Source organism: Nocardia mikamii NBRC 108933 (genome assembly GCF_001613505.1).
Classification (GTDB): Bacteria; Actinomycetota; Actinomycetes; order Mycobacteriales; family Mycobacteriaceae; genus Nocardia; species Nocardia mikamii.
Genome location: NZ_BDCM01000026.1, coordinates 114898 through 125634 on the forward strand (window position 1 = coordinate 114898; position 10737 = coordinate 125634).

Annotated in this window: 13 protein-coding genes; 4 read left to right on the plus strand and 9 right to left on the minus strand. The window is 66.5% G+C overall.

What is annotated here, in order from left to right; all coding sequences use genetic code 11:
* Positions 1-9 precede the first annotated feature (9 nt).
* Both NMI01S_RS32150 and NMI01S_RS32155 read right to left on the minus strand, forming a co-directional pair.
* Positions 10-429 (minus strand): MarR family winged helix-turn-helix transcriptional regulator, encoded by a 420-nt coding sequence (locus NMI01S_RS32150; protein ID WP_063002502.1) that lies wholly within the window; start codon positions 427-429, stop codon positions 10-12.
* Positions 422-1795 carry an MFS transporter gene (locus tag NMI01S_RS32155; RefSeq protein WP_063002503.1) on the minus strand — a complete coding sequence of 458 codons (1374 nt, stop codon included), beginning with the start codon at positions 1793-1795 and terminating at the stop codon, positions 422-424. Before NMI01S_RS32155 ends, NMI01S_RS32150 begins: the two co-directional genes overlap by 8 nt.
* A 106-nt stretch (positions 1796-1901) precedes the next feature.
* On the opposite strand from NMI01S_RS32155, the gene NMI01S_RS32160 reads away from it, so the two are divergent.
* Positions 1902-3320, plus strand: coding sequence for an amino acid permease (locus NMI01S_RS32160; protein WP_063002504.1), 1419 nt, complete (start codon positions 1902-1904; stop codon positions 3318-3320).
* Between the two features lies 1 nt (position 3321).
* Here NMI01S_RS32160 and NMI01S_RS32165 read toward each other — a convergent pair whose 3' ends face one another.
* From NMI01S_RS32165 to NMI01S_RS32185, 5 genes are all read right to left on the minus strand, one after another.
* Positions 3322-3888, minus strand: coding sequence for a hypothetical protein (locus tag NMI01S_RS32165; RefSeq protein ID WP_245717123.1), 567 nt, complete (start codon positions 3886-3888; stop codon positions 3322-3324).
* A gap of 117 nt (positions 3889-4005) precedes the next feature.
* Positions 4006-4563, minus strand: a complete 558-nt coding sequence (locus NMI01S_RS32170; protein WP_084513434.1) for a TetR/AcrR family transcriptional regulator — start codon at positions 4561-4563, stop codon at positions 4006-4008.
* Between the two features lie 129 nt (positions 4564-4692).
* Positions 4693-4974: a hypothetical protein gene (locus NMI01S_RS32175; protein WP_039782303.1), complete on the minus strand. Its 282-nt coding sequence runs from the start codon at positions 4972-4974 to the stop codon at positions 4693-4695.
* A 165-nt stretch (positions 4975-5139) separates the two neighbouring features.
* Positions 5140-5355, minus strand: a complete 216-nt coding sequence (locus NMI01S_RS32180) for a hypothetical protein (RefSeq protein ID WP_157126472.1) — start codon at positions 5353-5355, stop codon at positions 5140-5142.
* 191 nt (positions 5356-5546) lie between these two features.
* Positions 5547-6347 (minus strand): SAM-dependent methyltransferase, encoded by an 801-nt coding sequence (locus NMI01S_RS32185; RefSeq protein WP_063002506.1) that lies wholly within the window; start codon positions 6345-6347, stop codon positions 5547-5549.
* A gap of 420 nt (positions 6348-6767) precedes the next feature.
* On the opposite strand from NMI01S_RS32185, the gene NMI01S_RS32190 reads away from it, so the two are divergent.
* Positions 6768-6998 carry a DUF397 domain-containing protein gene (locus NMI01S_RS32190; RefSeq protein WP_030515774.1) on the plus strand — a complete coding sequence of 77 codons (231 nt, stop codon included), beginning with the start codon at positions 6768-6770 and terminating at the stop codon, positions 6996-6998.
* Between the two features lie 127 nt (positions 6999-7125).
* Entirely contained in the window at positions 7126-8025 is a 900-nt protein-coding gene (locus NMI01S_RS32195) for a Sco1979 family transcriptional regulator (protein ID WP_063002507.1), read from the plus strand.
* 99 nt (positions 8026-8124) lie between these two features.
* On the opposite strand, the gene NMI01S_RS32200 is transcribed toward NMI01S_RS32195, so the two are convergent.
* A complete protein-coding gene (locus NMI01S_RS32200) occupies positions 8125-8340 on the minus strand; it encodes a hypothetical protein (RefSeq protein WP_063820466.1) in 216 nt (71 codons plus the stop codon).
* A gap of 419 nt (positions 8341-8759) precedes the next feature.
* Between NMI01S_RS32200 and NMI01S_RS32205 the strand changes: the two genes are divergently transcribed.
* The gene (locus NMI01S_RS32205; protein ID WP_245717124.1) at positions 8760-9791 is read left to right on the plus strand and encodes an acyl-CoA thioesterase domain-containing protein; all 1032 of its coding nucleotides are present in this window, start codon (positions 8760-8762) and stop codon (positions 9789-9791) included.
* 18 nt (positions 9792-9809) lie between these two features.
* Here the strand turns inward: NMI01S_RS32205 and NMI01S_RS32210 are convergent, their stop codons facing one another.
* Complete coding sequence (locus NMI01S_RS32210) at positions 9810-10634, minus strand: hypothetical protein (protein WP_063002508.1); 825 nt, start codon at positions 10632-10634, stop codon at positions 9810-9812.
* Between the last annotated feature and the right edge of the window lie 103 nt (positions 10635-10737).

Genomic DNA, 10737 nt, shown 5'->3' on the forward strand with positions numbered 1-10737 from the left:
GACCCGAGCCTAGAGCAGGCGCAACAGATCGTGCAGCGTGCGCAACTGCTCGGCGGACAGCGCGGTGAGGGCGGGCGGCGGCGGATCGGGCGTGGCCATCGCCTGTGCGAGCACTTCTCGCCCCGCATCGGTGATCGTCACCAGCTTGCGCCGCCGATCGTCGGCAGCCGTGTCGCGCGAGACCAGACCGCGGGCCTCGAGATCGTTGACCACCACGGTGGTGGCCGGCGCGTCCATGGTGGCCACCCGGGCGATTTCCTTGAGTGGCAGCGGGCCGGGCGCCAGCCGACGCAGTACTCGAAACCTGCTGAACGGCATGCCCGTTCGGTCGACCACCGCGCGCTTCCAGGTATCGCGGGTGTCCTTGACCACATCGGTCAGTACGCGCCAGACCTCGTCCGGGCTCGGGGCCGGCCGGTCGTCAGACATGAACCGGCTCCTTGTGCTCGAGCAGGGGAGCGATCCGGTCGCGCGAGCGCAGTGCCCATCCGGTGTTGGCGGCGATGCCCAGCACCGCGACGCCCGCAGCCAGGGCGGCCACCACCCACCACAATCCCGCCCCGGACAGCAGGCCGCACAGGGCGACGCCGACGCTGACGCCGATCTGGCGGCTGGTCGAGGCGACCGCCGAGGCCGCGCCCGCCCGATCCGTCGGCATCCCGCTGACAGCCGCCGTGGTGATCGGCGGGTTCACCGTGCCGAAACCGGCGCCGAAGATCGCGAACATCACGACGAGTTGCCAGATCGGAGTATCGGGCCGCAGCGTGGTCAGCAACGCAGCGGCTGTCGTCATCAGAATTCCGGCGGCGACCAGCGAGGGCCGGGTGCCGAGGCGGCCGACCATCCGGCCCGACAGCGGCGAGCAGATCAGCATCGCCAGCGCCATCGGCAGGTAGAGAAGTCCCGTGTGCACAGCCGAATAATGCCGTACCCCTTGCAGATACAGCGAAGCGCTGAAGAGGAAGGCGCCCAGTCCGGCGAACGCGCAGATCGCGGTGACGGTGGCCGCCGCGAACGGCACGCTGCGGAAGAACCGCAGATCGATGAACGGCGAGCGATGCCGTCGTTCGGCGTAGAGGAATCCCGCCAGCGCCACGGCCGTGATCCCGAAGATCTCCGGGCGATGTTCGATCAGCCCGAAGACCAGCGTGAACATCACCATGACCGCCAGCACCTGGCCGAGCGGATCGATACCGCGTGCCGTCTGCGACTTCGACTCCGGGACGTAGACCGTGGTCAGCACCAGCGCGACGGCGCAGATCGGCAGATTGATCCAGAACACCGACTGCCAGCCCAGCGCGTCGATCAATACGCCGCCGACCATCGGCCCGATCGCGGTGGAGATGCCGACCACCGCGCCCCAGACACCCACCGCACGAGCCCGTTCGACGCGGCCGGTGAAGACCGTGGTGATGATCGACATCGCGATGGGATTGAGCATCGAACCACCGATGGCTTGGATGAAACGTGCCCCGATCAGCATGTCGATATCGGGCGCGAGGCTGCACAGCAGCGAGCCGAGGGCGAAGATGCTCAGCCCGATCCGGAACATGCGCTTGCGCCCGAAGCGGTCGGCGGTCGCGCCGGACAGCATCAGCAGGCTCGCCAGGGTGAGGGTGTAGACGTCGACGATCCACTGCAGCCGCGACAGCGGCGCGTCCATATCGCCGCGGATGGTCGGAATCGCGACATTCACGATGGTCGCGTCCATCGACGAGATCAGCAGACTCAGACAGCAGGTGACCAGCACGAGCGTCTTGTGGCGCGGCGTCAGCCCGGAAACAGTTGTAGGCACACAATGATTGTGCGCTCACAACTATTGAGTGACAAGGACTGTGAACTAGTTCACTGGACGGTTGCACCGGTCGCGCACCGGCCTCGACCCGGTACGGTGCTGCGATATGACGACCGACCGGAAACCCGAGGAGCCGGGCGCGCCCGCCCTCGCGTCCGCGGGTGAAGAGGGCTACCAGCGCGGCCTCAACCCCCGAACCATCCAGATGATCGCCATCGGCGGGGCGATCGGCACGGGACTGTTCTACGGATCCGGTGGGGCCATCGAACAGGCCGGACCGGCGCTGATCCTGTGCTACCTCGCCGCCGGACTGGCGATCTTCGTGATCATGCGCGCGCTGGGGGAGCTGCTCACCTATCGGCCGGTGTCGGGCAGTTTCGGTGAATACGCGCACGAATTCCTCGGTCGCTTCGCCGGCTTCGTCACCGGCTGGACCTACTGGGCGGTGTGGGTCGCGACCTGCATGGCCGAGATCACCGTCGCCGGCAAATACATCAAATACTGGTTCGCGATCCCGGAATGGGTGACCGCGCTCGTCGTGCTCGGCGTGCTGTTCGCCGCGAACCTGATCTCGGTGAAGCTGTTCGGCGAGGGCGAATTCTGGTTCTCCACCATCAAGGTGACCGCCATCGTCGCGATGATCGTCATCGGTATCGGCGTGCTGATCTTCGGCTTCGGCCACGCGCCCGATCCGACGGTGACCAACCTGTGGGCCGACGGCGGTGTCTTCCCGAACGGATTCGGCCAAGCGCTGCTGGCGTTGCAGATCGTGCTCTTCGCCTATGTGGGCGTCGAACTCGTCGGTGTGACCGCGGGCGAGGCCGCCGATCCGCGTCGCACCCTGCGCCGGGCGATCAACTCGCTGCCACTGCGGATCGGGCTGTTCTACGTGGGCGCGCTGATCGTGATCATGTCGGTGTCGAGCTGGCGGGTCTTCCACTCCGGGCGCAGCCCGTTCGTGGAGGTGTTCGAGCAGATCGGCATTCCGGGGGCGGCGGGGATCATCAACTTCGTGCTGCTGACCGCGGCGCTGTCGTCGTGCAACTCCGGCATCTACTCCACCGGGCGCATGGTGCGCAGTCTCTCGCTGCGCGGCGAGGCCCCGGCCGCGCTCGGTGGTCTCAGCAACCGCCGGGTGCCGTTCGCGGGCATCGTGCTCTCGGCGGCGATGATGGTGATCGGTGTGATCGTCAACCTCGTCTCACCGGACAAGGCGTTCAACTACATCACCTCGGTGTCGACCATCGGCATCATCTTCGTCTGGGGCATGATCCTGGTCTGCCACCTGATCTACCGCGTCCGCGTGCGGCGCGGCGAGCTGCCGGCCAGCGACTATCGCCTGCCCGGGGCGCCCGTCAGCTCGGTGCTGGCGCTGGCCTTCCTCGGATTGGTCGTGGTGTTGCTGTTCTGGACCGACAGCGGCCGCACCGCGCTCGTGGTCGGCCTGGTGTGGGCGGTCCTGGTGTGCGCCGGATACCCGGTGGTGAACCGGCTGGCGCGCCGCCGGGCATCCGCGGCGAGCTGATCTACTTTCCGTTCGGGTGGCCCACCGCGGCCAACGCGGTGGTCCAGTCGCCCGCGATGGCGTTCTGCGCGTCCGTCAGGCCGACCGCGCCGGAGCAGATCAGCGAGTGCAGTTTGTTCTCCACCGAATCCTTGGGGTTGTTCGGCCCGGACCCGGCCTTGTGGTCGGGCGAGGGCGGCTCGACCCAGAGATTGCGTGGGTCGTTCGGGTCGCCGCCGAGCTCCAGTGAGATCAGGTGGTCGTATTCGGCATCGTGCAGATTGCCGGTGTAGCCGTAGGATTCGGCGTTCGCCTTCTTCTCCCGGTCGGTGATGGTGGCCGGCGGACGGATGGACTGGGTGTATCCGCCCACGCAGATCGTCGACTTGACGGTGTCGGGCGTGACCTTCGGATTGGTCGCGCCCGGCGTGCAGCGCGGATCCGGAAGTGGCTGTCCGTCACCGCTTTTGCCGAAATGACAGGTGCCCGGTGCCGGTTGCGCGGCGACGGTGTAGGTACCGGAGGGGCCGGGACCGACCGCGGGTGCGCCCTGGTGGGCGATGGATACCGGATGTGCCGCCTGGCTCACCGGCGACGAATTCTGGTGGGAGCACCCACATATCAGGAGCGGCGCCGCGAGTGTCGCAGCCGCCAGGAGGGTTACGCGTGTATTCATGATGTCCTCGGGCCGACCTTCATCAGGCTCTCATTGTGCCCGTTCGTAGATGGCCAGCGCGATATCCTCTGCGGCCCGGCGACATTGCTCGTCGGTCAAGCCGACGTCGCCCATCATCCCGACACTCCACGAGATGGCCAGCAGAGCTTGGCGGGCATGGAAAACCGCCAGGGGATCGTGGCCGGGGGCGGTCATCGCGTCGGCGACCGCGCGGAACTGGTAGCGCAGCACCGATCCCACGCCGAGCCGGCGGAACGTGGGCTGGTTCTCGTACATGAACCGCGTCATCTCCCGCCCGGTGTGGTGCAGCACGGCGCCGTAGCGGCGCAGGATTTCGCGGCCCGTCTCCGGTCCGGGCGGTTGGCCCTCGGCCCAGGCCAGGAGGTCGTCGATGCCCGTGCGCAGATCGTCGGCGAGGCTGACGACGATGTCTTCCTTGGATCGGAAGTGGTAGTAGACCGCGGCTTTGGTGATGGCGAGCCGATCGGCGATTTCCCGGATGGAGGTGTGTTCGTAGCCGTGCGCGGAGAACAGCTCCATCGCGACCGACCGGATGCGGTCCCGGGTGTCGGTCCGCCTGCCGGCCACGGGCCCTCCATTCTCGACCGAGGGACGGCACCGGATCCGCCGGTGGTCCGCGTTCACCCTACTGGGACGGTGCGCGGAGCCGGGGCCGGACCGTGCCGTTTCCGGGTGAATCGTCCGGAATGTCGGGAACTACTGCGTCAGAATCGAATTCATCAGAGTTCCGGCGCTGGTCGCGACCAGGCCACCGACGAGGGCGCCGGCGACCATTTTCGGCGACTGCAGCGGGCCGCCGTTCCACTTCTCCCAGGCGAATCGGCCGCCCGCGAAGATGATCGCGCTGGTCCCGGACAGCAGCATGAACCAGGTGAAGTAGCGCACCAGTTTCAGGAGTTTGTCCGCCGCCGGAGGTGTCTCGGGCGTCGGATTGCCGACCTGGGCCACTATGACGTCGTGCATCGCGAGAAGGATCATGATGCCCTCGTTCCACAAGATGGTGTGGTGCGGGTACCACCATCGTAGGGCTCGTATTCATCCTGAGGGCAAGCGAATGCGAGCCGGGATGCGGAATCGCGGTGTCGGGGACCGGTTTCGAGGCGTTCAGCCGCCTTGACGGGGTCCCGCCGAGCGTGGAACGAACTACTCGTCGTCGAGGCCGGCGGACAGATACGCCGCGGCGGCGATCCACTGCCGGCACGACAGGTGCCGGTCGTGCGCGTAGAGAATCGCGCGAGCGCGCGGATAGGTGAGTTCTCGGGGTTCGGTGGCGCAGTCACCGGCCTGATCGGCACCGGGTGTGCGGTGCTCGGATAGGCCGTGATCGCATGTACCGGAATGCTGGAGCAGTTGGTTCATGGGATGCCCTCGACCGTTGGCGAAAGATTGCGGAAGCGAACGTTTCGGCACGGCCTCCCGCTGCTTCCGGCCTGCCTGCTCCGGCGTGGTCCGGCCATGTCGTGCGGTCGAGTTTACGACGCTGCAAGGAGCAAATGCAAGTACATCTGCACACTCGTCGGTGATCGGAAGTGTTGTGCCGCAACGGGTGATCACGGTTTGCGCGCCACCGCACCGTAGCCCGACACCGGCACGGTCGGCGCCGGTTCGCCGGCCGGTCGGCGCCAGCGAGTCAGTGGGACGAAGCCGGGTTCGAGCAACTCCAGCCCCGTGAAGATGGAGCGCAGCTCGCAATGGTCACGCGGGAAATACGGTACGGCCGTGACGTTTTCGTACGTTGCGCACATCCGGACGAAATCGGCGCTGTCGGTGGTGCCGTCCCAATAGGCGAGGTAGCTGCCCCGGCAGACCCGCGCCATCGAATCCGCGACGACGCCGCGGAGTTCGCCGATGCGCTCGCAGTGTCCCAACACGCCCATGAACATGACCGCGACCGGCTCGTCGAGATCGAGAATGTCTGCGGCACGGGCGAACAGCAGATCCGGTTCGCGTAGATCCGCGTCCAGATAGACGGCCCGCGGGTCGGTCAGCAGCGTCCGGCCGTGCGTCAGCACCAGGGGATCGTTGTCCACATAGACGACCCGCGCCGCCGGATTGCGACCGCACGCGATCTCGTGGGTGTTGTCGGTGGCGAGCAGTCCGGCGCCGATGTCGAGGAATTGCCTGACCCCGAGGTCGCCGGCCAGATGGCCGACCGCGCGCCGGAGAAAGCGGCGGCTCTCGGCCGCCAGGGCGGTGATACCGGGATCGAGTTCCACTGCCGCGCTTCCTACCCGGCGGTCGACCTCGTAATTCTGCCGTCCCCCCATCCAGTAGTTCCAGATCCGCGCGGTATGCGGGATATCGGTCCGAATCTCACGCTGACGGCTCGGCTGCTGCTGTCTTGGCGGCACCGATTCCCTCCTGCTCCCGGTTCTGACGCTCGAGTCCCGTCCGGCGGTTGCCGATGGCGGGTCGGCGAGACGGTAACCGAAACGTTCGCATCCGGTGGGCCGATCCGCGCGGAACGTGCCATTCGCCCCGGTCGGGGCCGGAAACCGACCGGTCGGACACCGTTTTCGGGCGTTCGGAGGGCGGTTCGAAAGATGACGAGTCAATGGAAAAGGCCTTGTCGCCCTTGGTTTTTTGCGATTTTCCGCAGGGCTCGATCCGAGCCAACCCCCGTGCTATCGTTCAAAGCGTCGGTTTCAAATGCAAGTACATTTGCTCGAACATATGCAAGAGCTGAAGATAGGCATCAGCTCGTTCAATCCGGATCGCCGAGTGTGGGCCTCTGCTGCCGAGCTCGGCCACCACGAACCCTGGAGACAGTCATGACCGATTCCACTGCCACCACAGCCGGCCGCCTGTCCGAAGCCGCGTGGCGCAAGAGCACGTTCAGCAATCCGAGCGGGAACTGTGTCGAATTGGCCGATTTGTCCAATGGCCTGGTTGCCGTGCGCAACTCGCGTGACCCCGAGGGTGCGGTGCTCGTCTATACCCGCCCCGAGATCGATGCGTTCCTGCGCGGTGCGAAGAGTGGAGAGTTCGACGATCTGGCCTGATCGGCGGTAGCATGGCAGTCGGCGCGGTGTCGGTACGCGACGAGGCAGAGATTCCTGATGTTCGACCAGCTGCTCTCGATGGTTGTACCCTCATTGCCGGTGATCGTCGAGCATCGGAGTAGACCTCATGATGGCAGAGCCCGTCCGGATCGGCCGTGTGGATTCGCTTGTGGCCGAACGCGGCCCGACAGCGCTTCGGATCGCGGTCGGCGGACAGCTCCGCAAACTGCGGGAAGGCGCCGGCATCACGCGTGAGGCGGCCGGCGAGCACATTCGTGGTTCACACGCGAAGATCAGCCGACTCGAATTGGGCCGCACCGGTTTCAAGGAACGCGACGTTCGCGATCTGCTGACGCTCTACGGCGTCGAGAACGCCGAAGAGCGTGAGATGTTCCTGGATCTGGTGAGCCGCGCGAACCAGCCGGGGTGGTGGCACAGCTACAACGATCTGCTGCCCCAATGGTTCGAGACCTATCTGGGTCTGGAACACGCGTCGAAGTCGATTCGTACCTTCGAAGGTCAGCTCGTTCCCGGTCTGCTGCAGACCGAGGAGTACACCCGCTCGGTGGTGGCGCTCGGACATGAGAACGCCGAGGCCGCTCGCCGAGTGGAACTGCGCAAGAAGCGCCAGGAAATCCTGGACCGCCCCGGAGCGCCGACGCTGTGGGCCGTCCTCGACGAAGCGGTGCTGCACCGGCCGATCGGCGGTGAGCAGGTGCTGCGCGCCCAGCTCGATCATCTGGTCGCGGTCTCGATGAAACCGAACGTGACCATCCAGGTGCTGCCGTACGCGGCCGGCGGTCACGCGGCGGCGGGCAGTTCGTTCACCATGCTGCGCTTCGCCGAACCCGAACTGCCCGACATCGTGTATCTCGAACAGCTGACCAGCGCACTGTATCTGGATCGTCAGCAGGATCTGGAGCTCTACCGCCAGGTCATGGATCGGCTCAGTGTGCAGGCCGAACCGCCGGAGCGGTCGCGAGAGATGATGAAGAAGGCCGCGGACGACCTGAGCGACCCGGCCTAGGCACCGGCCCGGGTGATTCGGGTCCCTGAAGACAGTAGTAGCCGCAAGACAGCAGTAGCCGCCGACCCGAAGGTCGGCGGCTACTACTTCCGTCCCGATCTATTGTTTGATGAAGCTGGATGCGATGCGCCAGAAAGCTTCCGGTTGCATCGCGTCGAAATCCCAATCGTTCACCAGCGCGTGTGCGGTGGTGACGATGCGATCGATATCGAAATCATCGCGTGTGGCCGCGCCGGTGGACTCGACCGCACTGATGACGAAAGATGTTGCGGTTTCCCGCGAATAGATGTGATGCCCGGTCCGGTTCCTGTCCATCACTCCGAGCCGACCGAGACCCATTGGCTGGTTCATACGAGCGCCCCTGACGCCAGGCCGCATGATTTCCTTCGGCGAAAATTGGCTTCCGGTTCACCCTGCGGCTCACGGGTAGTCCCCTGCATTGCCTTGCAAGCTCGAGTCTAGGGTGGCCGCGAGATCATATGCAAGCACATCTGCAACATCGAATCCCCGGTCAGCGTATGATTTTCGGCTGCTGACGGGTTGCTGTGGACCGCCGCCGGAGCCCTTTCCCTGGGCGGGAATCCGGCGCCGATTCCGATAGCGGGGGAGATATACCGACCGGCACGCCGGCCCGGACGGGTGGGTGACTTGCTGCACTGTTTCCACACGGACCGGACGGCTGGTTCTCTCGCCGAAAAAATGTGGTATTACCGCCGGAAATCGACACGCCTACCATGATCGAACACGCTGCCGAGCGTGTCGCACGGGTCCCACGCAGCGGCCCCGGCGTGGAACCGGTTCTCGTCGCCGTGCTATATCTGCCTGGACCAGCAAGATCAGTCGCCGACGGCGAACGCGCGCTGTCGCCGACGGCGGCCGGTGCGGTACTCGCGGGCGGCGACCCGAGGAGACAGGCGCGCGCAGTGGACACCTCGCACGGATATTTCGCGGTGGACGGCCGGGGCTTCACCCCGAACCGGATGGCGGCCAGTCAATGGTCGGCCGATCAGGTGGTCGGGCCGGCGCTGTGCGGGCTGCTGGCGCGCGCTCTCGACAACGAGCACGCCACCGACGGGTTCGTGCCGGTGCGACTCACCGTGGACCTGTTCAAACCGGCGCGCATGCACGAACTGTCGGTCTCCACGACCCGCGTGCGCAACGGTAAGCGCATCCGGCTCGCCGACGCGGTCGTCACCCAGGACGGCGAACCCGCGGCACGCGCCTCGGTGGTCTTCCTGCAGCCGTCCGAGCAACCGCCGGGCGAAATCTGGACCCGCGACCGGCAGCCGGTGCCGCCGTCACTCGACGTGGCGCCGCCCTCCGATCTGCCGACCGCGCCGCTGTGGCACAGCGACGATTCCGCACACTGGTCGCGGATGCCCTCGGAACACGAGAACGGCAGCCGCAAACGCAGCTGGCAGCATCCGGTGAACGTGGTCGACGGGGAGCGGCCCTCGCCGTTCGTGGTTGCCGCGATGGCCGCCGAGCAGACCAGTATGGTGACCAACTGGTCCAGTGCGGGAGTGGGTTTCATCAACACCGATCTGACGCTGGCCCTGGTGCGGATGCCCGAGGGGGCCGACATCGGACTCGAGGCCGATAATCACTTGAGCCGCAACGGAATCGCCGCCGGCACCGCGACCCTGTTCGATCGGCACGGCGCCTTCGGCAGCGCGATGATCACCGCGGTCTCCAATGCCGCGCGCCAGATCACCGCGAGTCACCTCGACGATGTGATCGCCTCGGCCAACGGCGCCCGACGCTAGTCCGGCTGCCCGTGTCGCTCACCCGAGGCGGTGGGCGGCCCACCGGCGGGCGGCGTCGCGCAAACCGTGGGTCCACACATTGGGGCTGCGGTTGGCCGTGGCGGTCCATTCCGCGGCCAGTGCGGTGGAGAAGATGCGCAGATCGCGCTCGGATGCGGAGTGCCAGGCCGGAACCTGCGCCGCCCACCACTCGGCGACGGCCGGATCGTGACCGGCGAAGATGAGCCACACGATCCAGCATCCGGGGTCGATCCACGCCGCACCCCGGGTCGCCCACGGCCAGTCCACCAGCCGGGCCCGGTCGTGGTCGATGATGACGTTGCTGTAGTTCCAGTCGGTGTGCAGCAGGGCGTCACCGGCGAACACCGCGATGTCGGCGTCGTCGTCGAGATAGGCGCCCCAGCGGACCTCGGCGTCCTTGAGTTCCACCTCGGCGGGCGGGTGCAGCCGGCTCAGCGCGGACATCGCGGCCGCGGTGGCGGCGAGGTCGGAGTCGACGCGATAGTCCGCGAAATGTCCTGCGATGAACTCGAATCCGAGCAGATCCCATCCGCCGGCCGCGATCTGCCACCGTAACCGCGGCCCCACCGGGGTCACGTGACGGGCCAGGGCGGCCTCGCGATGCTGGGTCCACACCTCCGGATCTCGTTGCGGCACACCCTTGATGAAGGTCCGGCCATCGGCCGTCTCGATCACCGTCGCGAGTTGACTGCTGAATCCGGCGATCACCGAATCGGCCCGCGCGACCCGGCCCGTCACCGCTTCGACCGCTGCCCGGGTCGCCGCGGGCAGTTGTTCCCAGTTGCGCCGGCGCGAGGAGGTCTGCGCCCGATCGACTGTCACCCTCGAAGAATTACCCCCGATGCCCTGCGCTGGCAAGGGAACTCGGTCATTCCACAGCCGCTTTCGGCGGCGTTCTTTCACCTGTGTTTTCAGGTGCCGTTTT

Bases quoted from the DNA above. Each gene is read 5' to 3' on its own strand.
- NMI01S_RS32150 (WP_063002502.1), bottom strand. From the start codon at position 429: ATGTCTGACGACCGGCCGGCCCCGAGCCCGGACGAGGTCTGGCGCGTA.
- NMI01S_RS32160 (WP_063002504.1), top strand. From the start codon at position 1,902: ATGACGACCGACCGGAAACCCGAGGAGCCGGGCGCGCCCGCCCTCGCG.
- NMI01S_RS32175 (WP_039782303.1), bottom strand. From the start codon at position 4,974: ATGATCCTTCTCGCGATGCACGACGTCATAGTGGCCCAGGTCGGCAAT.
- NMI01S_RS32180 (WP_157126472.1), bottom strand. From the start codon at position 5,355: ATGAACCAACTGCTCCAGCATTCCGGTACATGCGATCACGGCCTATCC.
- NMI01S_RS32190 (WP_030515774.1), top strand. From the start codon at position 6,768: ATGACCGATTCCACTGCCACCACAGCCGGCCGCCTGTCCGAAGCCGCG.
- NMI01S_RS32195 (WP_063002507.1), top strand. From the start codon at position 7,126: ATGATGGCAGAGCCCGTCCGGATCGGCCGTGTGGATTCGCTTGTGGCC.
- NMI01S_RS32200 (WP_063820466.1), bottom strand. From the start codon at position 8,340: ATGGACAGGAACCGGACCGGGCATCACATCTATTCGCGGGAAACCGCA.
- NMI01S_RS32205 (WP_245717124.1), top strand. From the start codon at position 8,760: ATGATCGAACACGCTGCCGAGCGTGTCGCACGGGTCCCACGCAGCGGC.